The following is a 23401-nucleotide window of genomic DNA, read 5'->3' as shown; positions in this document are numbered from 1 at the left end:
ACGCGCGCGCTGAAGATAGCCGGTTGAACTATCAACTCTGAGTTGGCAGTTGCCCGGCACAGCCGGTGGATCGATTCTATGTGTTCTCCACAGGCTGCGCGGGCTGTAGGGCTGAGTCGGTAGGCTGATCCAGTGACATCCCAGACTTCCCGCCCTACCCGCGGCATGTTCATTGCCTTCGAGGGCGGAGACAGCGCCGGCAAGTCCACGCAGGCCGCGCGCCTGGCGGAGTCTCTTCAGGCCGACGGCCAAACGGTGGTGCGCACCCGCGAGCCCGGTGGTACTGAAATCGGTGAGAAGCTGCGTTCCCTGGTGCTTGATCACGGGCACGGGCACATCGACGCGCGGACGGAAGCACTGATCTTCGCCGCTTCGCGTGCCGCCCACGTGCATCAGGTGATCCTGCCCGCTCTGGAGCGCGGCGACGTCGTCATCTGTGACAGATACATCGACTCCTCCGTGGCCTACCAGGGCGTGGGCCGTGGTCTCGGAGCGGACAGCGTGCTGGAGATCAATTTATGGGCGGTGGAGGGGCTCCGGCCGGATTTGACGGTATTGCTCGATGTTGACCACGTGGAAGGCCGCAGCCGCCGGACCTCCACAGCGGCACAGGAAGACCGCATGGAATCGGAGCCGGACTCATTTCACGAGCAGATCCGGGCGGCTTTCCGGGACCAGGCGGCGTTGAATCCGGAGGCGTATCTGGTACTGAACGCGTCGGATCCCGCTGATGAGCTGGCAGCGATAATCGCGAGCGCCGTACGGGAGCGTCTGGCATGAGCGTCTGGACGTTCCTGACCGGTCAGGCTGCCGCCGTTGAACAACTGCGCCGCGCCGCGGCCGCTGAGCAGCCCAACCACGCGTGGTTGTTCACCGGACCACCCGGCTCCGGACGCTCCAACGCCGCACGGGCTTTCGCCGCCGCTCTGCTCTGCGACCGCCCGCTGCTGGAGGAACGCGGTTGCGGGGAGTGCAAGGCCTGCACGACGGCGTTGGCCGGCTCGCATGCGGACGTCACCAATGTGACCACCGAGAAAGTCACCATCAGCATCGATGAAGCCCGCGAGCTGGTGCGGAAGGCGCAGGACAAGCCGTCAACGGGCCGCTGGCGCGTCATCATCGTCGAGGATGCGGACCGCATGCAGGAGCGCAGCACCAACGTCCTTTTGAAGGCAATCGAGGAACCGCCCCCGCGCACTATCTGGCTGCTCTGCGCGCCCAGTCCCGGGGACGTGCTGGTGACTATCCGTTCCCGCTGCCGCTCAGTCAGCCTGCGCGTTCCGCCCGTTGACGCTGTCACAGACCTGCTGGTGCGGCGTGACGGGATTGATCCGATCATCGCCGAGGCTGCGGCCCGCGCTGCCCAGAGCCACATTGGAGTGGCGAAGCGCCTTGCCACGGACAGCGATGCCCGCGAGCGGCGCAACCAGATAGTGCGGCTACCCCTCAACCTGCGCAACATTGCCGGCGCCATGAGGGCGGCTGCGGATCTCGTGAAGCTCGCCGAAGCCGAGGCGCAGAGCTCCTTCGAGCAACGCGACGCCGAGGAGAAGGCCGCGCTGCTGGTCTCCCTCGGTGCGCCCGAATCCGGCACCCTCCCGCCTGCCATCCGTGCGCAGGTCAAACGGCTGGAGGACGATCAGAACCGGCGGGCCAAGCGCTCCAAGAACGACTACTTCGACCGCGCGCTGACCGATCTCACCTCGTTCTACCGTGACGTCCTCATGCTGCAGCTCGGCACCTCCGGATACCTGGTGAACGAGCCGTTGCGGCCTGAGCTTGAGCGCTACGCCGAACACGGCACGCCGGAGGAGACCCTGGGGCGCATTGAGGCCATCAACAAAGTGCGCACGCGGATCGTTGGAACAAATATTGCCCCCCTGCTGGCCATCGAAGCGATGGCCGTCAGCCTGCTCCCAGAGAAGGAACTTTCCGCGTGACCCACTCCCAACCCGCGCGCCGCTCACCGCTGCGTGCGCTGGCAGGTGCTGCCGCCGTCGTCGTTGCTCTGGTGCTTTCCGGGTGCACTGCGGGCCCCGAGACCGGCGCGACGACGGCACCGGCCGAGGTGATCGGTGAAGTTCCGGAAGACCTCCGGGAGTTCTACTCGCAGGAGGTTGTCTGGGAGGAGTGCGAGGGAGATTTCGCCTGTGCCACAGTCGAGGTTCCTCTTGATTACAGCGATCCGGGACGGGAATCGATCGAGATCGCGGCCATCCGGCTGGATGCGTCAGGGGATTCGCAGGGCTCTCTCCTGGTCAACCCGGGCGGACCGGGAGCTTCCGGCTATAACCTGGTCCGCGACTCCGCTGAGTTCATCCTCAGCGATCGGCTGCGCCAGTCCTACGACGTGATTGGGTTTGACCCCCGCGGGGTCAACCGGTCTTCTGCGGTGAAGTGCCTGACGGATGAGGAACGCGACGAGGCCCGGACCGAGACGATACCGGCGGATGCCACCGATGCGGAGGCCCTCGAGATTCTCGAAGCGGACTCAGCGGAGTACGCCGAACTGTGCGCCGAGCGCACTGGTGAGTTGCTGGGCTACATCGACACCGTGAGCGCCGCGAAGGACATGGACATCCTGCGCGCCCTTGTCGGTGAGGAACAGCTCGACTATCTCGGGTTTTCCTATGGCACCCAGCTGGGCGCTGCGTACGCAGAGCTGTTCCCCGACAACGTCGGGCGCTTTGTGCTTGATGGCGCTGTAGATCCTTCCCTGAGCTCGGCGGAGATCACTGCCGGGCAGGTCGCGGCGTTCGATGAGGCGCTGCGCAGTTACGTCGCAGACTGCCAATCGCAGGGCGAGTGCCCGCTCCCCGGTGATGTTGACGAGGGTGTGGCTGTTGTGGATGCGTTGTTCGAGTCCGTTGAGGAGAGCCCCATGACGGCTACCGACGGGCGACTGGTCACCATCGGGACCTTCTTTCAGGGCTTTGTGCTTCCGCTGTATGACAGTGCCAGCTGGCCGGCCCTGACCGCCGCAATCGATCAGGCGCTGCAGGGTGACCCCACGGAATTCCTCCGCTTCGCTGACCTCGGCGCAGAGCGGGAGCCCGACGGCGATTACCTCACCAACGCGTCTGCCGCCTTCACCGCAGTGACCTGCCTCGACTACCCCATGCCGGCTGACCCGGCGGTCATGGAGGAACAGGCGGAAGCGCTCGAAGCCTCATCCGCGGTCTTCGGTGAATATCTGAGCTACGGCGCGCTCGCCTGCAAGGAGTGGGCGCACGAACCGGTGCTCGAGCCCTCCCCCGCCAGCGCGCCGGACGCGCCGCCGATGCTCGTGATTGGAACTACCGGAGATCCCGCGACACCCTACGACTGGTCGCTGGCCCTCGCGGACCAGCTGGAGTCCGCCGTGCATGTGACCTGGGAGGGGCAGGGGCATACCGCCTACGGCCGGTCCGGCGAATGCATCGAGTCTCTCGTGGATGATTTCCTGATCGACGGCACCGTTCCCGAGGACGGCGTTCGCTGCTGATTTTGACCGGTGAGCTTATGCTCTTATACAGTTATTCCTTGTGGAATGAGCCTTTGCGCTAGCGAAGTTCACCCGCATCAGCCTCCTTAGCTCAGTCGGTAGAGCGTCTCACTCGTAATGAGAAGGTCGCCAGTTCGACTCTGGCAGGAGGCTCTTTTTGTGCCCTCTTTCTGCGGCAGCCACCGTGAATGACTGGGGCTGCCCGCCCGAGTCAGGACCGGTGCCGCTTCGCGCGCTCGGAGGACAGAACCCCGGCCAGCAGGATGACCAGCAGCCCTGCGAACGGCACCACCAGGAGTCCTACGCGCAGGCTCAGCGAGTCGGCGATCAGGCCGACGACGGGCGGTGAGACCAGGAAGCCCACCCGCATGAGCCAGCTGATCACGGTCAGACCGGTTCCGGGCCGCAGCCCGCGCAGTTCGTCGGCGCCGTGCATAGCGGCGGGAACCAGCGTGGCAACACCAAAGCCCGCGAGGCCGAACCCGATGATCGTTCCGGTGACGGATGGGAAGGCGAGGGCCGCTCCCATACCGAGGAAAACGATCACGCCGCCCGCCCGGGCGACAGCGCGTTGCCCGAAGCGGTCCACGAGCCCGTCGCCCAGCAGTCGCCCGATGAACTGTGCGCCCACCATCGCAACAAAACCGAGGGCAGCGATGCTGACACTGGCGTCCAACTGCCCCGAGAGGTAGACCGCCGCCCATGTACTGCCGGCATCCTCGACCAGCGTCCCGCCAACCGCGATGAGCACCAGCGCAGCAAGTGTGAGGTATGGGCCGGTCCGCCGCGTCTTAGGCGCGCCCCCGTGGACATCGGGTCCCGGAGACACCACCGTCCGCTCGACAGGCTCCGGACCTGCCAGAAGGAACCGGTAGGCAATCAACACGGCGGCAACGCAGAGTGCGCCGGTGACTGAGAGATGGATTCCGCGCGGTACATCGAGTGCAACCGCCAACCCTCCCATCAGCCCACCGGTAACGGCTCCGATCGACCAGACGGCATGGAAGGAGTTTAGGATGGACCGGCCGTACAACCGCTGGACCCGCAAACCATGTGAGTTTTGAGCTACGTCGGTCACCGCATCCATTGCACCGGCGAAGAACAGCGCGCCCGCCAGGGCAATCCAGGTCGGTGAAACACCCGCGATCAACACACCAACCGCAACGAACAGCGTCCCGGCCACCGCCACTCTGGAGGAACGGAATCGGCGGATCAGGGTTGCCGCGGCCAACCCTGCAATCAGGGCGCCCAGCGGAAACGATGCGATTGCCAGCCCGTACTCCGCGTTACTGAGCCCAAGGTCCCGCTTGATCTCCGGATAGCGCGGCAGGAGGTTGGCGAAGATGGCGCCGTTGGTGAAGAACAGCACCGCCACTGCGATCCGTGCGTTTCGTGCGTCCCGTGGAACAGCTACGCGCTGCTCGGTGGTCATTGAGCTCATGAGCGTCTTTCTCGAAATGATTCTGGTGATCGGGGCACGTTCAGTGCACGGGCGCGTCAGTGAGGAAGCGGCGAACCGCCCGTTCGGTGCCTGCCCGGGAGCGGGGCTGCTGGTCAAGGCTCACGTGAATGAACAACCCTTCAATGAGCGCATCCACTTCGAATGCCGCGGTAGCATCCATGTGCCGCTCAAGGACGGCGCGGCTCTGCCCCATCCAGTCGTGGGTGATCCGCCGGAAGTCCGGCTTTCGCGCAGCCAGCGTGTACAGCTCGAGGGTGAGGACCACATCCTCGGGACTCTCGCTGAGGTCGTGATGCACAAGATCGGCGATCGCAGCCACCAGCTGGTCGGTGCCGGACACAGAAGCCAAACGGTCAGCAAAACGCCGGGCGATGCGCCTGGCGTAGCGCGTGAACGCCTCGCGGAGCAGCTCATCCATGTCTGCGAAGTGGTACGTCATGGACCCGAGCGGTACATCGGCATGCTTCGCCACCTTGCGGTGCGTGGTGCCCGCTACGCCATGTTCGGCGATGGTTGCCAATGCGCTGTCGATGATCCGGTCCCGCCGCTCCGGATCATGCCTTCGCTGGCTCATGCGGTCAGATCTCCCGAATCACGCGGGCAGGATTCCCCACGGCGACGACATTCGCCGGAACATCCTTCGTGACGACGGCGCCGGCACCAATGACGCTGTTCTCACCAATCGTCACTCCCGGCAGCACAATAGCCCCGCCACCGAGCCATACATTGTCCCCGATAGTGATGGGAAGGGCCGCTTCGAGCTTGTCGCGACGCGGCTGCGCCTCGACCGGATGCGTGGGAGTCAACAGCTGAACGCTCGGGCCGATCTGGCAGTCCCGGCCGATGGCAATGGGAGCGACGTCAAGTGCGGTGAAGTTGCAGTTGATGAAGGTACCGGCGCCGATGGTGATGTACGTGCCATAGTCCACGGCGAGCGGCGGCCGGATGTGGGCACCTTCGCCAAGCTGACCAATAAGGGATTCAAGGATCGGCCGGGCGGAGTCCACATCCTGGGCGTACGCCTCGTTGTAGTCGTGGGCCAGCTTGACTGCCCTTTGGTGGCCGGCAGCGAGGTCGGGATCGTCGGCGATGTACAGATCACCGGCGAGCATCCGCTCCTTGTTCGTTCTGGAATCACCCTCGAAATAGTTCTGCATGTGTACAAGCGTACATACTATCTGGACGCTCGTACACATCGGGCGTCGGCCGCGGGTCCAAGCAAGCGCTCAATCGGCGGGAATAACGCAAGCCGGCACCGGCAACGCAAGGGAATACACCTGCTCAACGTGACCAACGCCGTCCACGCGCAGCACATCGAGCGTTGACGAGTACTGGTTCGCCGCCACAATGAGGTCCGCGCCATCATCACTGTCGGGTACCACCGCGAAATGCCGCGGCCATGCGCCGCCGATCGGTGAGTCCGACAGATGCCTGAGCGTCTGCCCGTCCTCCACCGCAAACACGGCCAGGACATCGGGCCCTCTGGTTGCTGCGTACAGCAGGTTCCGTGTGGCCGGGGAAACTCCGACATCGATATGCGAGGGCTGGCTCGGCTGCCCGGATGGCACCGGCGTTGCAAGCGCGGCCACGCTCGAGAGGATCGATCCACTCCCGTCAGAGGCCAGAACATGCAGGCGGGAGTCCAGTTCACCGACAACGACGACGGCGCCGCCCGGCAGCGCTGCCTGGTGCCGTGGGCCTGTGGCCGGCGGCAGCACGGCCGCAAGGCCGTCCGGCCCAGACACAGTGAATCGACGGATCTCATCAGTTCCGAGGTCACTTACCCAGACGGACCCGTTGCCGGTGTCATGAACAAAGTGGGCGTGCGGCCCTTCCTGCCGTTCACTGTTGGGTCCCGAACCGGAGTTCCGGTACACGGCAGGCATTCCCGTCGGCTCGCCGTCGTCGTTCAGGTCCAGGCGGCTGACCACGCCATCACCGTAGTTGGCAACCCACAGTGCGTCGTTGAAGGCGAGGAGGTGACACGGGAACGAGCCACCGGTCGGCACTGTGGCTTGAAGTAACAGGTTTTCGCCCTGCACGCTGAACGCGCTCACTTGGCCCTGCTCTGTCTCCTGGACTGCATAAAGCATGTTTCCGGAAGGGTGGAGTGCGAGGAAAGATGGCGCCGTCGTCGTCGTAATGAGGTGATCGCCGCTCAGTGCGCCGCTGCGCCGGTCCAGGGTTACACGCCAGATGCCTTCACCGGATCCCGGCTCGGCGCCGTCGCTCGCGTAGGTCCCGATCAGAAGGTTCACAATGTCGCTGTCCATGGGCACTATTGTTCCCACAAAACGGTGCAGGCACTGCATGCGTTGAAAGCAACGCATGCAGTGCCTGCACTAGTTTGAATGACCTACCGCCGCGGCGATCGAGTCACTCGGGTCAACCGGGGGGAAACGATCAGGCGAAGTCAGCCGTTGCGGGATTGGCGCCGATACGGCCGCTCTCACCCTTGTCGAGGCCGTTAATCGCCTCAATGTCCTCTTCGCTCAGCGAGACCTCGAGCGCACCCCAGTTTTCGATGATGCGCGACTCCGTCACCGACTTTGGAATGACAACGAGCCCGAGTGCGAGGTGCCACGCAATCACAACCTGCGCCGGAGTGGCGCCCAACTTTTCTGCGATACCGGCGAGCACCGGATCCTCAAGCAGGCCCTTGCCGGAACCGAGCGGGGACCAGGACTCGTGGAGGATCCCCTTGTCCGCCTCGAAAGCGCGCAGTTCGGCCTGGTTCAGGTACGGGTGGGTCTCGACCTGGTTGATTGCCGGCACGACGCCGGTTGCGTCAAGGATTTCCTGCAGTGCTTCGACCGTGAAGTTGGAGACACCGATTGAATGGACGCGGCCGCGCTTCTGCAATTCAACGAGCGCCTTCCATGTGTCCACATACTTGCCCTGCTTTGGCTGGAGCCAATGGATCAGGTAGAGGTCGAGTGTTTCGAGGCCCAGCCGCTGCATGGACTCCTCGAATGCCTGGAGGGTGCTCTCATACCCCTGATCGGCGTTCCACAGCTTGGTGGTGATGAACAGTTCCTCGGGGCTGAGACCCGAGGCTTCAATCGCGCGGCCCACGCCTGCTTCATTGCCGTAGATCTTCGCGGTGTCGATGTGCCGGTAGCCGGCCTTGAAAGCTCGTCCGACGACGTCCTCTGCCGTTGCGTCATCGACCTGCCACACGCCGTAACCCAACTGGGGAATGGTGCGGCCGTCGTTGAACGTCAGGTTTGGTGAGGTACTCATATATCCCTTTCGAAGACTGTTGCTCTTGTCGAATGGTGGCAACCTCCACCCGACGGCAAGTATTCCGACAGGTTGCTCTTGACGTAGCTATTGACCGGGAACTGACAGCAAGCGTTCAGCTTCGATGACGTCCTCAGCGACTACTTCCGCCCGGCGCCGGACGTTCTCCAGTCCGGCCGACGCGACACCCCACCGTTCGCCGTCCAGGCGGGCCATCGCGGCCGCCTCCGCTGTGGTTGCCAGGGCGTTGCCCGCGCGGGACAGAGCACGATGTACCTGAAGAAGGGCCCCGGGGATGTCCAGCCCCTCGCTCGGATGCTGAGCCTGCGCGGTGACGCAGCACTCGCGCACGCGCGGCAGCAATTGGGCAAGCTGATTGGCGAAACCCGCCAACTCGTTATAGACGGCGTCATCCTCAACGCCCTCAAGAATCTGGTGATACCGGTCAAGCCCGCGCCGAAAGCGGTCATGCGCGCGCCGCCACACTCCCGTACCGAGCTCCGCGTCATCCTTGCGGCCCTGTCGGGCCGCCGCAAAAAGTGCCACGCGCGTCTAGAGGTACTGGCCCGGACCGTGAGTGTCCGGCATCTGGGGGGAACCGGGCCGCACTCCGGGAGCGCGTTTCGGTTCACCGTCATCGCCGACCACCACGCCCGGAGCAAGAACGGTGCCGGGCGGCAGCTGCTTCAACTGCAGTTGCGCGGCCAGCTGCTGATTGGCCATCTGCTGAGCGGCAAGCGCGGTTTGAATACCGTGGAAGAGACCCTCCAGCCATCCGACCAGCTGTGCCTGTGCAACGCGCAGTTCGGCATCGGTCGGAACAGAGTCTTCCGTGAACGGAAGGTTGATCCGCTGCAGTTCCTCGACCAGTTCCGGGGCAAGTCCGTCCTCAAGCTCACGCACGGACCGCTCATGAATCTCGGCCAGTCGGCTGCGCCCGGCATCATCCAGGGGAGCGCTGCGCACCTCCTCGAGCAACTGCTTGAGCATGGTACCGATGCGCATGACCTTGGCGGGCTCGTCCACCAGTTCAGTCAGTTTGGTGCCCTGCGCCTTTTCACTGCGGGAGCCGCCGTCGTCGTTCTGTTCCGGAAGACCACGCCCCGCGTCCAGTTCTCCGGACAGGACCGGGCTCTCTTTCGACGCATGCTCGGGAGTGCCGTTGTGGTGCTCGGGCTGCTGTTCGGTCATAGCAACATGCTCTCATGCGGCGCGTATGCCGAAGCGTGTCAGTCGGCCTCGTCCCGGTGCGCAAGCTCCTCCTCGCGGCCCTCCTTGTACTCGCCCCCGGGGCTCACCCCTGGAACACGCTGGCCTGCGTTGAGCTGCCCGGAGGTGAAGTGACTTTCGGAGAATTCGGGGCCGCCGTCATTTTCATCGGAGGGAGTGTTGACGTCTTCACGCAAGTGCTCGTCCTCGGATTCAGCGCCGGGTCCGGACGCGCCGATGTCTTCACGAAGGTGTTCAGGAAGGTTCTCAGTCATCACCCCAGCAAACCACGCGCAGTTCGCGGGCGCTAGGGAGTTTTGCGCAGATCAGGCGTGTTCGCCCCCGGTCAAACCCGCCTGATCTGCACTATATTTCGGCGTTCAGTGTGTCGGGTCGTCCCGGCCGTCACGGGAGTTGGATCCCTCGCTGAGGCTGGAGTGCGTGTCCGTCCGTGAGTCAGGCCCGTCATTGGCGGTGTCGTGCGGATTATTCTTCACGCCGTCGTTCACCTGGTCGGCGAGATTCTCTGCCCAACTCTCGGCGGCACGCTCCAGACCGGACTCCTCGTCCTTGCCGTGCGTTGCGCCGTCCGGCTTGCCGTCTGCCCTGTGCTTGGCCATGGTTCCTCCTTGGAGTTCAGGTGAAAGCAAGCTTGTCACACCGCCCGGAATCCACAAAGCAGCCTTAGTGCCCCCGTCTGCGCTCGGCATCGAATTCGCCGCTCACGCCAAATGAGCGGTTCTAAAGCGTCAGAAGTACTTTTCCAGTGTGCTGCCCGGAGTCGAAATACTCATGCGCCTGAACCACTTCTGCGAGCCGAAAGGTGCGGTCAACGGGCACGGAAATGGACCCGTTAGAGATCAGCGGCCAGACATTCTCGCGTACCCCGGCCATAATGGCCGCCTTCTCCTCCCCCGGCCGTGAACGCAGCGTGGTTCCCGTCACGGACGCGCGCTTTCCCATGAGCGAGCCGAGGTTGATCTCGGCTTTTGCGCCGCCCTGCAGTCCGATGACCACAAGGCGGCCTCCTATCGCCAGGGCCTCAATGTTGCGGCCGAGGTATTTTGCGCCAACAACATCGAGAATCACGTCAGCACCGCGCCCATCGGTAGCTGCGTCCACCTCGGCAACGAAATCCTGCTCCCGGTAATTTACGCAGACCTCTGCACCCAGTGACCGGGCGAAATCGAGCTTGTCGGCCGTTCCGGCGGTCACGATCGTACGGGCACCCAGAGCGCGTGCAAGCTGGATAGCCATAGTCCCGATACCCCCGGAAGCACCGTGAATGAGAAGGGTTTCGCCGTTGCGCAGACCCGCAACCAGGACAAGGTTGGAGTAGACCGTCGCAGCCACTTCGGGTAGCGCGGCGGCGGCCACGAGATCCACGCCTGCGGGCACGGGCAATACCTGCCCGGCGGACACTGCCACCTGTTCGGCATAACCGCCGCCCGCAAGGAGCGCGACGACGGCGTCGCCCGGCTGGAACCCCGACTCCCCCGGGTCAGCGATCCTTCCGGAAACCTCAAGGCCCGGATACTCGGAGGCACCGGGAGGCGGCGGGTACACACCCAACCGCTGCTGCACATCCGCGCGGTTCAATCCGGCCGCGACGACGTCGATGAGCACCTCACCGGCCTGGAGACCGGGCGGCGCCACATCGGCTACCTGAAGAACGTCCGGTTCACCGAACCCGCGAAGCACTACTGCTTTCATGATTTCCCTTTCCGGACCTCACCCTGCTGGCTGGAGTTTTGTGCAGCCTGCTCTGCATGAAACACTATTCCCCGTATGGAAGGTTGTCCGAGCGGCCGAAGGAGCTGGTCTTGAAAACCAGTGGACGGTAACCCCGTCTCAAGGGTTCGAATCCCTTACCTTCCGCATCGAGCTGAGCCGAGCTCACCAGTTGCACCCCGTCCTGATGGACGGGGTGCAACTGGTTTAAGGTCCTTCCGGGCGCTTCGAATCCCATCGGGTAGGCTCCGGAAGTGCCTAGTCTCACTCCAAGGAGCCTTTCAATGACGACTGCCGCCCTGCGGCGATTTCTCCTGCCTGCTGCCCTGATAGCGGCAGCTGCAGTGACCGGCTGCACCGCCGGGAACGACGACGGCGCCTCACCTTCCGAACTGACCTCAGCAGCTAGCAGTGCAGCAGCGGAGGCGCAGAAGGCCTCGAGCGTCACGGCAAACGACCTGCAAGAGGGTCAGTGCGTGACCGATTCCGGCACCGCGGCGGAGCCGGACATTCAGGTAATTCCCTGCGAAGAACCTCACGCGTTCGAAGTATTCGCGACAACCGAGCTGGATGAAGGCATTTACCCCGGGCTCGGGGAAGCGGACGCTCAGGCGCAGGAGTTCTGCCGCGGTGAATTCGCTGCGTTCGTCGGCGTGGAGTATGACGCGTCTGCCCTGGAACTCCAGTACTTTTACCCGGTCGAGTCGGAATGGACTGACGAAGGCGGCCGCTCGGTGATTTGCCTCGTCGGCAGTGCCGGCGGTGAGCCCTCAACGGGAACACTCCGCGACTCCAGCCAGTAGTTCCCAACAGCAAGTACTCGTGCTTGAATGTGCAAGGCGCCTGATGTGGTCTACATCACTACGAAGTGGTGAATATTAGGACGCCGACGTCCGGCACCACCGGGCCGACGATGGGAAACGCGTTGATGGTCTCAACCCGGCTGCTCTGTTCTCCGCGAGGTAACCACCCGTTCATTGCGGCGTGCTTGGCTTGCCGCGACCGGAATGTCACCGGCAGATCCTATTGTCACTTTCGTGGCCAGTTCCGCCGAGGCTCACTGCCGAAGCAGGCATCACTCGCGGCCGTAATCCGGCCAAAAGCAAGGAGAAACAGGACGAATGAAAAATTCGTGGAGGGGCGCGCTGTGCTCAGCGCTTTCGGTCGGGCTCATTGCCTCACCGATGGCGTTCTCGCCAGCCAGCGCAGAGGAAACCGTCGACGCCCAAGCGGGCGCCGGCGTCGTTATCAATGAGGCGTACGTCAACGGGGGCAGTGCCAACGCACCGTTCACGCACAAGTTCGTAGAACTGATCAACACCACCGATGCGCCGGTGAGCCTGGACGGCTGGTCGCTCCAGTACCGTTCAGCGACGGGGGTAGTTGCTCCGACCGGCGTTGCGCCGCTGAAGGGAAGCATCCCGGCAAACGGAAACTTCCTCATCCAGGCGTCCAGCAACGGCTCTGTTGGCGCAGCACTTCCGGCGGCTGATGTGACCAGCTCGCTGAATATCAGCGGGAGCAGCGGGACCATCGTCCTGTCCGATCAAGCTACTGCTGTCAGCAACCTGCCTGTCGGCTCTGTTGTGGCCGCGCCCGGCGTCGTTGACCTGTTGGGATACGGAGAGTCCAACACCTTCGAGGCCGCAGGCGAAGAAGGCCCCGGCGGCACCCGCAACCCGCTGTCGATGAACCGCGCAGGCGGAGTTGACACCGACAACAATCTGACAGACTTCACCGTTTCCGAAACCGTCACTCCCACCAATGCCGCTGGTGAGACGGCCGGAAGCGAACCCGAGCCAGAACCGGAACCGCCCACGCCGGGCGAAGTGATCCCCATCGATCAGATCCAGGGCACGGGTGGAGCAACGCCGTATGGAGGGCAGGTTGTCACCACCCGCGGCGTAGTAACTGCCACTTACCCCACCGGCGGATTTGATGGCTACTACATCCAGACCCCCGGGACCGGCGGTGACCTCGGTGCGGATCATGCCGCCTCTGACGGCATCTTCATCTACTCGACCGCCACGGTTGCTGACGTTGCTGTTGGTGACCTCGTGGAGGTCACCGGCACCGCTGGAGAATACTTCGGCCTCTCACAGATCACCGTCCTGGCCGGCGGAATGACCAAGCCCGGGGAGCCCGCGGAGGCTGTGAAGACCGCCTCTATCGCGTACCCCGCGGATGATGTCGCGCGCGAAGCACTCGAGGGAATGCTCGTGCAGCCGACCAACGGCTTCACGGTCTCGGACAACTACTCACTGAACCAGTATGGGGAAATCACTCTTGCCGTCGGGGACAGTCCCCTGGTGCAGCCCACGGAAATCGCTCCGCCGGGAACGGCCGAGAATGCTGCTGTCTCCGCTGACAACGCTGCCCGCCGGGTCAAGCTCGACGACGGCGCCACCACCAATTTCCTCAGCAGCGCCAACATGGACCAGCCGTTGCCCTACCTCACACCGGAGCAGCCGGTGCGGGTCAACTCATCGGCAACTTTCACCTCGCCAGTGGTCTTCGATTTCCGCAACAGCTCCTGGAAGTTCCAGCCGCTGACCGCTCTCACTGCAGTGAACTCCGCCGAAGTTCAGCCCGTCGTGTTCGAGGGCTCACGTCCTGACGCACCGGAGAACGTTGGCGGCAACGTCAAAATTGCGTCCTTCAACGTGCTGAACTACTTCACCACCACAGGTGACCAGCTCAGCGGGTGCACGTACTACGAGGACCGCGACGGCAATCCCGTCACCGTCCGCGGCGGCTGTGATGCCCGCGGCGCCGCGAATGCAGAGAATCTGGAGCGCCAGGAAGCGAAGATCGTTGCGGCGATCAACGGACTGGACGCGGACGTGGTCTCCCTCGAGGAGATTGAGAACTCGGCCACGTTCGGCAAGGACCGGGACGCCGCCCTTGCCACGCTGACTGCCGCGCTCAATGAGGCTGCCCCCGGTGTGTGGGACTACGTCCGTTCACCGGACGCTTTGCCCGCCATCGAGAACGAGGACGTCATCAGGACCGCGTTCATCTACAAGAAGTCGGTTGTGGAGCCCGTTGGCCAGTCCGTCATCCTCGATGACAACGTCGCCTTCTCAAATGCCCGCAAGCCCCTGGCGCAGTCCTTCAACATTGTCGGCGGTGATGACTCCACCAAGTTCCTCGCCATCGCAAACCACTTCAAGTCCAAGGGATCAGGCAGCGGCGAAAACGCAGACCAGGGTGACGGACAGGGCGCATCCAATGCCGACCGCGTTGAGCAGGCAACCGCTCTCGTCGCCTTCGCTGAACAGCTGAAGACTGAAGCGGGCACAGACAAGGTCTTCCTTGCCGGTGACTTCAACTCCTACTCGGCTGAGGATCCCATGCAGGTCCTGTACGAGGCCGGCTACATCAATCAGGGCGCCAAGACTGATGGATACTCCTACGTTTTCTCCGGACTCGTTGGTTCCCTTGACCACATCCTCGCCTCCCCCGCAGCAGACGCGGCGGTATCCGGCGTGGACGTATGGAACATCAACGCGGTGGAATCCGTAGCGCTTGAGTACAGCCGCTACAACTACAACGCCACCGACTTCTACGCGCCGAACCAGTTCCGGGCGAGTGACCACGATCCGGTGATCGTCGGTCTGAACCTGGCACCGGCGGACACCACGACCGAGCTCAACCTCATGGGCATCAATGACTTCCATGGGCGTATCGACTCGAACACCGTGAAGTTCGCTGGAACCATCGAGGAACTGCGCGCCCAGTACGGCGAGGAGAACTCGCTGTTCCTCTCCGCCGGAGACAACATCGGAGCATCACTCTTCGCCTCCTCGGTTGCACAGGACCAACCAACCATCGACGTCCTCAACGCTCTGGATCTTCGCGCTTCGGCTGTCGGTAACCACGAGTTCGACGGCGGTTTTGCGGACCTGGCCGGTCGTGTGGCCGACGCCGCGGAGTTCCCGTACCTGGGCGCCAACGTGTACCAGAAGGGAACCACCACGCCTGCCCTGCAGGAGTACGAAATTGTGAACGTGGGCGGTATTGATGTTGCCATCATCGGTGCCGTCACCCAGGAAACACCTTCGCTGGTGAGCCCTGACGGAATCGCCGCTCTCGACTTCGGCGATCCCGTCGAGGCCGTAAACCGCGTGGCGCAGCAGATCGAGGACCAGGGTCTGGCCGACGTCATCGTTGCCGAGTATCACGAGGGAGCCGGAGACGGCGCCGTCGAGGGTTCCACCATCGAGGCAGAGGTGGCCGCGGGAGGCGCCTTCGCTGACATCGTCACCGGCACCTCGCCGCTCGTCGACGCCATCTTCACCGGCCACACGCACAAGCAGTACGCGTGGGATGCACCTGTACCCGGTGCTGAGGGCGAAACCCGTCCGATCATCCAGACAGGCTCCTACGGCGAGTTCATCGGCCACATCACCCTCACCGTGGATAACGCCACCGGCGAGGTCGAGTCGTATACGGCGCAGAATGTTGCACGCACGGCCACTGACCCGGCTGCGCTGGTAGCAACCTATCCGAGGGTCGCCGAGGTCAAGACGATTGTTGACGCGGCGCTCGCCGAAGCAGCAGTCATCGGCAACCAGCCCGTTGGATCCGTGACAGCGGACATCACTACAGCCTTCGTCAACGGCAAGCGTGATGACCGGACGTCCGAGTCAACGCTCGGCAACCTGATCGCTGACTCACTGCGGGACTCGCTCTCATCCGCTGAACGCGGTGGAGCCGAGATCGGTGTCATCAATCCCGGCGGCATGCGCAACGAGCTCTACTACGGTGAGGACGGCGTCATCACCTACGCCGAAGCGAATGCGGTACTGCCGTTCCTCAACAATCTGTGGACGGTCACCCTGACCGGTGAGCAGTTCATCACGATGCTGGAGCAGCAGTGGCAGCCGGAAGGCTCCTCCCGGTCCTTCCTGGCGCTCGGGCTGTCGGACAACGTGTCCTACACCTACAACCCTGATCTTGCAGCCGGCTCCCGCATCACGTCGGTCACGATTGACGGCGCACCGCTGGACCCGGCTGCAGAGTACCGGATCGGCACCTTCAGTTTCCTGGCGCAGGGCGGCGATAACTTCACCGTCTTCCAGCAGGGAACCGACGTCCGTGACTCGGGACTTGTAGACCGCGACGCCTGGATCAGCTACATCGAGCAGAACAGCCCACTGTCCCCGAGCTTCGACCGTCGCTCAGTGATCGTGAAGAATGCACCGGCCACCGTCACGGCTGGTGACACTGTCACCTTCGACGTTGCAAAGCTGAACCTCACGTCGCTAGGCAGCCCGATCAACACCAGCGTGTCGGCGAGCTTCGTCGACGCCGCCGGCAAGGTCACCCAGCTGGGCACCACGCCCGTCACGGACGGCGCGGCGCAGGTCACGGTCACCGTTCCCGCAGCAACACCGGGAGCGGGGAGCATCGTTCTGGTGGCCAAGGAATCCGGCACGACGGTGACCCTTCCGGTCACCATCGAAGCGGTTGCCGGCGCAGAGTGCGTCGCCCCGGTCAAGCCGGAGCGCGGTCCTGGCGCCGGGCACCCGAACAGCTACGGCAAGGCCATGGCCGAGTACCGCAAGTGCCTTGCGGATGCCCGTCGCGGCTAGATTTCGTCGCGGCCGGTAAGGCCTTGGTGAACCAATGAAGAAGCGCTCCTCCGTGCAGCGGAGGAGCGCTTCTTCGTTCAGCGGCATGTTGTCGGAAAGCTCACGTCAATAACGGCACCCGTCAGGCAAGGATTGCGCGCGCGATGTCGTCGGCGTCCCGCAGCGTACGGCTGCCGGCATCGAGGGAGGCGCCGGCTTCCGCGGCGATCGCCGTCCCCCACTGCACGGAACTCAGCTGCAGGCCGAGGACATAGAGGTTCTCCTGCGCCAGACCATTGGCGCCGATTGCCCGGTACGGCGGCTTGCTGACATCGATTCCGGGAGACACTTCAGGCACGCCATCTTCCGACATCATGGTGCGTGCCCGGACCAGGCCGTCCTCCAATAGCCGGCGAAGCAGGACCGACCGGTTCTGCGCCACACGGTTAGCCGGCATCATCGCCTCAACGAGGACACCGGCGTCGTACTTTCTGCCCTCCACCCAGGGTGAGGAAACAGTGAACCGGCCAAGGGCGGCATCCAGCTCGAACCGCGGCGCAGGGCCCGCAAAACGGACGATGCCCGCGCGTGCCAGCGCTGCCAGTTGCTCGATCCGCAGGGCCGGCGGCCCGCTGGCAAGGCCCTCGACGAGGGGCTCGAACCAACCGCGCAGTTCCGCAGTCCACGACGCCTCGGTGAGACCGCCGTCGGCCACGATCCCCTTGATGACGGACCGGCCGGCGTTCATGGCTCCGATCGCCATCTTCAATGGGTCATTCTCGCCGCGGTCGGAACCGGCGGCGTCCTTTTCCAGATAGTCGAGCACGGCACGGTTGTACTCCTCCTCAGAGGCAAACCGTTGCCGCCAGAAGGGCCGGGCGAGCGCTTCCAGATTCAACCGGTCAGCCGGAGCCACCGTTGCATCGAGGAGCTCCTCCAGCCGTCGGCGCCAGACGTGATCGGCGGCATCCAGCACCTCCTGAAGCGAGGGAAGAAAAGTATCTGGCAAACCTGCTGTGCGCGCCAGCGTCCCGTAGTAAGCCCAGACAGCGTCCCGGTGCAGCAGCGGCCACAGGTCGTGATCGAAGCCGGGCTGGATTCCCTCAGCCGCGAAGCTGGATGCGCGGGTAGGTGTGCAGTAGCGGAGCTGGATGCTGCGCGGCACATAGCTGTCCAGCTTTGCCTTGGCACGGTAAGGGGTGCCGCGACGCGACGCGGCGACTACCAGCGGCTCACGGCCTGAAGGATGGTAATCCAACGCCCGCCCTGCCGGCAGACCACTGGATACGAAGCTTCCACCCCTGCCCTCGGTGAGGTGGGTGATGATGTCGAAAAAGTTAAGGCCGAGCCCGCGCACCAGCACGGGTTTGCGCGCCGGCAACCGGTTCCAATCCGCGTCTGCGGGTACGTTCGGCGCCCAGTACTGCAGGCCGAGCCGGGCCGCGCCGTCGCGCAGCGCTTCCTGTTCCGGATTGAGTTGAGCGGGTAGATGGCCCAACGCAAGCACGACGGCATCACTGACTACCGTGCCGCCCTCACTCAGCCTTACCCGGAAACCCGCAGTCAGCGGCTTCACGTGTTGCGCCTCTGACCGGTGGACCACTACCTCGAAGCCGTCCCCAAGGGCCGCGGTCAGCGAGCTGTAGATCCATTCCAGGTAGCGGCCGTAGAGGGCGCGGCTGGGGAAATCAGCGGAGGTGAGCGACTGGAGTTCCTTCCGGTCATCGTCACTGAGACGATCGTCCGGAGAGTCCGCCATCAGCTGGCGCCAGTCGTCGAAGGACAGCGGAACAAGCGATGGCGCCCGTTCCGCAGCAGCCTCACCCACCGGCACCACCGTGGGAAACAGCGCCGGGGTGTTCATCAGGAAATGCCGTGACTGATCGGTACGCCACACATGGCCCGGCCCTGGCTCGTAGGGCTCGATCAGGTGGACCGCGATGCGCGTCCGGTTGGCTTTGGGCAGGGCCGCCCAGTTGGCTGCCAGACGTTCGAGTACGGAGGTACCACGCGGACCGGCGCCAATGATGGCTACCGTCACCGTCCGCGTTGTTTTCATCCGTCTAGATTATCGGCCGCGCAGCATCCGCCGGTTCAACCGGATGTCCGGCGCATCCGGTCAGCTTCGTCCCACATAGGCGGCCAAGTGCTGGCCCGTGAGGGTGGAACCTCCGCCAGCCACCAGTTCTGCCGGCGTTCCCTCGAAAACGATCCTGCCGCCGTCGTGCCCGGCACCGGGACCAAGATCGATGATCCAGTCAGCGTGCGCCATCACTGCCTGATGGTGCTCGATGACCAGAACCGACTTCCCGGAGTCGACGAGGCGGTCCAGCAAACCGAGCAGCTGCTCGACGTCGGCCAGGTGCAGACCGGTGGTCGGCTCATCGAGAACGTAGATGTCTCCCTTTTCGCCCATCTGGCTGGCCAGCTTCAGGCGTTGCCGCTCACCGCCGGAGAGCGTGGTGAGCGGTTGGCCGAGGCTGAGGTAACCAAGACCGACGTCGGCCAACCGGTCGAGGACCTTGTGCGCCGCCGGGGTGCGGGCATCACCCTCACCGAAGAACGCGGTGGCATCCGACACGGGCATCGCAAGTACCTCGGCAATGTTCATTCCACCCAGGGTGTACTCCAGCACAGATGCCTGAAACCGCTTGCCCTCACAGTCCTCGCACGTGGATTCCATGGTGGCCATGACCCCAAGTTCGGTGTAGATAACGCCGGCGCCGTTGCAGGTGGGGCACGCGCCTTCCGAGTTGGAGCTGAACAGCGCGGGCTTGACCCCGTTCGCTTTGGCGAACGCCTTGCGGATGGGCTCAAGCAGGCCGGTGTACGTGGCGGGATTGCTTCTCCGCGATCCTCGGATGGCTCCCTGGTCGATGACCACGACGCCGTCCCGCTTGGCCACCGAGCCGTGGATCAGTGAGCTTTTGCCTGATCCGGCCACGCCGGTGACAACACACAGCACGCCGAGCGGAATGTCGACGTCCACGTTCTGCAGGTTGTGCGTCGACGCTCCCCTGACCTCCAGCGCCTTCGCCGCCGGACGGACAGTGTCTTTGAGCTTGGCCCGGTCGTCGAGGTGGCGACCGGTGATGGTGTCGGATTTTCGCAGTCCCTCAACGGTTCCCTCGAAGCAGAGGGTCCCGCCCTTCGTGCCTGCTCCGGGTCCCAGGTCGATGACGTGGTCGCCGATCGTGATGGTCTCCGGCTTGTGTTCAACGACGAGCACCGTGTTCCCTTTGTCCCGCAGCTGAAGCAGGAGCCGGTTCATCCGTTCGATGTCGTGCGGATGGAGACCGATGCTGGGCTCGTCGAAAACGTAGGTGACGTCGGTGAGTGAGGAACCGAGGTGGCGGATCATCTTGGTCCGCTGCGCTTCGCCGCCGGAAAGCGTGCCAGCGGGCCGGTCGAGCGAGAGGTAGCCCAGGCCGATGTCGGCGAAAGAATCGAGAAGGTGCTGCAACCCCTTGAGGAGCGGCGCCACGGTGGGTTCTTTGAGATCGCGCAGCCAGTCGGCCAGGTCGCTGATCTGCATCGCGCAGAGCTCGGCGATGTTCTTGCCGTTGATTTTCGAGGAGAGCGCCTCCTTGGTGAGACGTGTCCCTTTGCATTCCGGGCAGGTCTGGAACGTCACTGCGCGTTCGACGAACCGGCGCACGTGCGGCTGCATCGCCTCAGGGTCCTTGGAGAGCATCGACTTCTGGATCTTCGGGATGATGCCCTCATAGGTGAGGTTGATTCCTTCGACCTTGATCTTGGTGGGCTCCGCGTACAGCATGGTGTCGAGCTGTTTCGCTGTGAATTTGGCGATCGGCTTGTCCATCGGCAATCCCATGCCCTCGAACAACCTGCCGTACCAGCCGTCCATTGAGTAACCGGGAACGGTCAGCGCGCCGTCGGCGAGCGTCTTCGCGTCGTCATACAGGGCCGTTCGATCGATGTCATTGACGTTGCCCATCCCCTCGCACCGCGGGCACATCCCACCCAGGTAGACGGCCTGGCTGACAACACTCTTTTCCACCCGGCCGCCCTTGTCTGTCGACATGACGCCGCTCGCCTTGCGGGTAGGAACGTTGAAGGAGTAGGCGGTGGGCGGACCGACGTATGGGGATCCGAGCCTGCTGAAGAGGATGCGCAGCATGGCGTTGGCATCGGTGGCCGTACCGACGGTTGAGCGCGGATTGGCGCCCATCCGCTCCTGATCAACGATGATCGCGGTGGTTACCCCCTCGAGCAGATCGACGTCGGGACGCGCAAGCGTGGGCATGAATCCCTGCACGAAGGCGCTATAGGTTTCGTTGATCATCCGCTGTGACTCCGCGGCGATCGTGGCGAAGACCAGTGAGCTTTTACCGGATCCCGAGACCCCCGTGAAAACGGTCAGCCGCCGTTTGGGGATCTCGACGCTGATGTCCTTCAGGTTGTTTTCCCGCGCACCCTGCACGCGGATCAGGTCATGGGTGTCGGCAATGTGCATGGCTCTATCCAATCAGGTAGGGCAAGCAATGGGCAGACCCTGATTGATCAGGCAATGAGCACTCACGAGGCAGGTTGCCTAAGATAACGGTATGACGTCCACCATGCCTGATCCCATCCCTACCAGCGACGACGAATTCCTCTGGCTTGAGGATATCTACGGCGAAGAACCCCTCCAGTGGGTGCGCGGCCAGAATGCAGAGACGGAGGATGTTCTGGTCAACGACGCCTTCCTCGCAGACGAACAGCGCCTTCTCGAGGTTCTTGACTCCACCGACCGGATTCCGATGGTCGTAAAGCGCGGTGAGCACTACTACAACTTCTGGCGGGACAAGGAACACCCGAAGGGGCTTTGGCGGCGGACCACCTGGGACAGCTACCTCACCGATGCGCCGGAGTGGGACACGCTTCTCGACGTCGATGAGCTGGCGACTGCCGACGGTCAGGAGTGGGTTTGGGGCGGCGCGATGTTCCTGCGTCCGGCTGACGGCGATCCCTACCGGCGGGCACTGATCGCCCTTTCACCCGACGGCGGGGACGCGCAGCGCTACCGTGAGTATGACCTCGCTGACCGCTCCTTTGTGAAGGGCGGCTTCGATATTCCGGTGGCAAAGAGCAGGATCAGTTGGGCCGGGCCGGATGCGCTGCATGTCGGCACGGACTTCGGGCCGGGATCTATGACCACGAGCTCCTACCCCCGCACTGTGCGCACCCATCGGCGTGGTGAACCGCTGGACGCTGCGCAGCTCTACTTCGAGATCCCTGAGAACTCGATGATGGCCGCAGTGGCCCATGATCAGACGCCGGGCTTCCAACGCGATATCGCCGCCCACATTATCGACTTCTACTCAAGCCGCACCTACCTGCGCCGCGAAGAGGAGTGGGTGCACATCGACGTCCCCGACGACGTCAACGTGTCGCTGCACCGCCAGTGGCTGCTGCTGCGGCCACGGACCGATTTCGAACTCGACGGCGTCACGTACCGCGGAGGCTCGCTTCAGGCGGCCCTTCTGGAGGACTTCCTCGCCGGGCGCCGCGGACTGACAACCGTCTTCGAGCCGGATGCGCACACTGCCCTGCAGTCCTGGAGCTGGACGAGGGACTACCTCCTGCTCAACCTGCTCAGGGATGTTTCTTCGGAAATCCGCGTGCTCAACCCTGCCGATTCGTGGACGGCCGAACTGCTGGATGCCTGCCCGCCCCTGCACTCGGTGGATGCGTATGCGGTCGATGACGAGGACGACGACGCCGGTAATGACTACTGGCTGGTTGCCACCGGCTTCCTCACTCCCACTACGGTGGTGCGCGGCACCATCGGTGGAGCGCACGCGGAAGTGAAGGAGTCGCCGTCGTACTTTGATGAGTCCTCCTTCACCGTCTCGCAGCACTTCGCGCAATCGAGTGACGGCACCCGGGTTCCCTACTTCCAGGTGGCGTCCAAGGACCTGGTGCTCGACGGCGGCAACCCTACGCTGCTCTCCGGCTACGGAGGATTCGAACATGCCATGACACCCGCGTACAGCGGAGTGACCGGGCGCGGCTGGCTGGAACGCCGGACCGAGGACGGCCGGTCCGGTGTGTACGTGCTGGCCAATATCCGGGGCGGCGGCGAGTATGGGCCCGCCTGGCACCAGGCGGCGCTGCACGCCAACCGGCACCGGGCCTACGAGGATTTCGCCGCGATCGCCCAGGATCTGGTGGACCGCGGAGTGACCCGGCCGGAGCTGCTCGGCTGCACGGGCAGGAGCAACGGCGGGTTGCTGGTGGGCAACATGCTCACCAAATACCCGCACCTCTTCGGCGCCATCTCGTGTGGTGTCCCCCTGCTGGACATGAAGCGGTACACCAAACTCTCCGCGGGCTACTCGTGGATTGCCGAGTACGGCGATCCGGACAAGCCGGAGCAGTGGGAGTACGTTCAGACGTTCTCGCCGTATCACCAGCTGCAGAAGCGGACGGCGTACCCGAAGACCCTGATCTGGACCGCTACGAGCGATGATCGGGTGGGCCCGGTGCAGGCACGGAAGATGGCCGCCCGGATGAAGGCGCTCGGGGTGAAGAACGTATGGTTCCACGAGGCGCTCGAGGGCGGGCATGCCGGAGCCTCTGATAACCGCCAGGCGGCGCGCATGCACGCCATGTCCCACGAGTTTGTGTGGAAAGCGCTGACGGGCAAGCTGTAGGGCCCGCGTTATTTTGCTCTTGCCCTGAGGTTCTGGG

Annotated in this window: 18 protein-coding genes and 2 tRNA genes; 8 read left to right on the top strand and 12 right to left on the bottom strand. The window is 63.9% G+C overall.

What is annotated here, in order from left to right:
* Window positions 1–165 precede the first annotated feature (165 nt).
* The 4 genes from tmk to AC1MBU_RS04330 all read left to right on the top strand — a co-directional run bounded on the left by tmk (window position 166) and on the right by AC1MBU_RS04330 (window position 3637).
* Entirely contained in the window at window positions 166–780 is a 615-nt protein-coding gene (gene tmk, locus AC1MBU_RS04345; protein WP_479789715.1) for a dTMP kinase, read from the top strand.
* Window positions 777–1940: a DNA polymerase III subunit delta' gene (locus tag AC1MBU_RS04340; RefSeq protein WP_479788826.1), complete on the top strand. Its 1164-nt coding sequence runs from the start codon at window positions 777–779 to the stop codon at window positions 1938–1940. The genes tmk and AC1MBU_RS04340 overlap by 4 nt, the downstream gene beginning before the upstream one ends.
* Window positions 1937–3484: an alpha/beta hydrolase gene (locus AC1MBU_RS04335; protein ID WP_479788822.1), complete on the top strand. Its 1548-nt coding sequence runs from the start codon at window positions 1937–1939 to the stop codon at window positions 3482–3484. The genes AC1MBU_RS04340 and AC1MBU_RS04335 overlap by 4 nt, the downstream gene beginning before the upstream one ends.
* Window positions 3485–3564: 80 nt before the next feature.
* Window positions 3565–3637 (top strand) — tRNA-Thr (locus AC1MBU_RS04330).
* Between the two features lie 58 nt (window positions 3638–3695).
* Here the strand turns inward: AC1MBU_RS04330 and AC1MBU_RS04325 are convergent.
* The 10 genes from AC1MBU_RS04325 to AC1MBU_RS04280 all read right to left on the bottom strand — a co-directional run bounded on the left by AC1MBU_RS04325 (window position 3696) and on the right by AC1MBU_RS04280 (window position 11111).
* The gene (locus AC1MBU_RS04325; protein WP_479788819.1) at window positions 3696–4925 is read right to left on the bottom strand and encodes an MFS transporter; all 1230 of its coding nucleotides are present in this window, start codon (window positions 4923–4925) and stop codon (window positions 3696–3698) included.
* A gap of 40 nt (window positions 4926–4965) precedes the next feature.
* Complete coding sequence (locus tag AC1MBU_RS04320; RefSeq protein WP_479788814.1) at window positions 4966–5520, bottom strand: TetR/AcrR family transcriptional regulator; 555 nt, start codon at window positions 5518–5520, stop codon at window positions 4966–4968.
* A gap of 4 nt (window positions 5521–5524) precedes the next feature.
* Complete coding sequence (locus AC1MBU_RS04315; RefSeq protein WP_471672860.1) at window positions 5525–6103, bottom strand: sugar O-acetyltransferase; 579 nt, start codon at window positions 6101–6103, stop codon at window positions 5525–5527.
* Between the two features lie 69 nt (window positions 6104–6172).
* Window positions 6173–7219: a lactonase family protein gene (locus tag AC1MBU_RS04310; RefSeq protein WP_479788810.1), complete on the bottom strand. Its 1047-nt coding sequence runs from the start codon at window positions 7217–7219 to the stop codon at window positions 6173–6175.
* 130 nt (window positions 7220–7349) lie between these two features.
* Window positions 7350–8189, bottom strand: a complete 840-nt coding sequence (locus tag AC1MBU_RS04305) for an aldo/keto reductase (RefSeq protein ID WP_479788808.1) — start codon at window positions 8187–8189, stop codon at window positions 7350–7352.
* Between the two features lie 87 nt (window positions 8190–8276).
* A complete protein-coding gene (locus AC1MBU_RS04300; protein WP_479788804.1) occupies window positions 8277–8735 on the bottom strand; it encodes a hypothetical protein in 459 nt (152 codons plus the stop codon).
* 6 nt (window positions 8736–8741) lie between these two features.
* Entirely contained in the window at window positions 8742–9380 is a 639-nt protein-coding gene (locus AC1MBU_RS04295) for a bacterial proteasome activator family protein (RefSeq protein ID WP_277358033.1), read from the bottom strand.
* A 38-nt stretch (window positions 9381–9418) separates the two neighbouring features.
* On the bottom strand, window positions 9419–9673 hold the full coding sequence (locus tag AC1MBU_RS04290; protein WP_277358034.1) for a hypothetical protein: 255 nt from the start codon (window positions 9671–9673) through the stop codon (window positions 9419–9421).
* A 105-nt stretch (window positions 9674–9778) separates the two neighbouring features.
* The gene (locus AC1MBU_RS04285) at window positions 9779–10018 is read right to left on the bottom strand and encodes a hypothetical protein (RefSeq protein WP_479788794.1); all 240 of its coding nucleotides are present in this window, start codon (window positions 10016–10018) and stop codon (window positions 9779–9781) included.
* A 121-nt stretch (window positions 10019–10139) separates the two neighbouring features.
* Window positions 10140–11111, bottom strand: coding sequence for an NAD(P)H-quinone oxidoreductase (locus AC1MBU_RS04280; protein WP_479788789.1), 972 nt, complete (start codon window positions 11109–11111; stop codon window positions 10140–10142).
* Window positions 11112–11188: 77 nt separating this feature from the next.
* Here AC1MBU_RS04280 and AC1MBU_RS04275 point away from each other — a divergent pair.
* The 3 genes from AC1MBU_RS04275 to AC1MBU_RS04265 all read left to right on the top strand — a co-directional run bounded on the left by AC1MBU_RS04275 (window position 11189) and on the right by AC1MBU_RS04265 (window position 16726).
* A tRNA-Ser gene (locus AC1MBU_RS04275) sits at window positions 11189–11276 on the top strand.
* A gap of 137 nt (window positions 11277–11413) precedes the next feature.
* Window positions 11414–11932 carry a septum formation family protein gene (locus AC1MBU_RS04270; protein WP_479788787.1) on the top strand — a complete coding sequence of 173 codons (519 nt, stop codon included), beginning with the start codon at window positions 11414–11416 and terminating at the stop codon, window positions 11930–11932.
* A 318-nt stretch (window positions 11933–12250) separates the two neighbouring features.
* Entirely contained in the window at window positions 12251–16726 is a 4476-nt protein-coding gene (locus AC1MBU_RS04265; protein ID WP_479788785.1) for an ExeM/NucH family extracellular endonuclease, read from the top strand.
* Window positions 16727–16847: 121 nt separating this feature from the next.
* Here AC1MBU_RS04265 and AC1MBU_RS04260 read toward each other — a convergent pair whose 3' ends face one another.
* Both AC1MBU_RS04260 and AC1MBU_RS04255 read right to left on the bottom strand, forming a co-directional pair.
* Window positions 16848–18764: an FAD/NAD(P)-binding protein gene (locus AC1MBU_RS04260; RefSeq protein WP_479788783.1), complete on the bottom strand. Its 1917-nt coding sequence runs from the start codon at window positions 18762–18764 to the stop codon at window positions 16848–16850.
* A gap of 60 nt (window positions 18765–18824) precedes the next feature.
* Entirely contained in the window at window positions 18825–21182 is a 2358-nt protein-coding gene (locus AC1MBU_RS04255) for an ATP-binding cassette domain-containing protein (RefSeq protein WP_479788781.1), read from the bottom strand.
* A 91-nt stretch (window positions 21183–21273) separates the two neighbouring features.
* Between AC1MBU_RS04255 and AC1MBU_RS04250 the strand changes: the two genes are divergently transcribed.
* The gene (locus tag AC1MBU_RS04250; RefSeq protein WP_479788779.1) at window positions 21274–23364 is read left to right on the top strand and encodes a prolyl oligopeptidase family serine peptidase; all 2091 of its coding nucleotides are present in this window, start codon (window positions 21274–21276) and stop codon (window positions 23362–23364) included.
* Window positions 23365–23401: the final 37 nt, after the last annotated feature.

This window comes from Arthrobacter sp. PTI12 (assembly GCF_056679915.1).
This window is presented reverse-complemented; position numbering and strand designations above follow the sequence as displayed.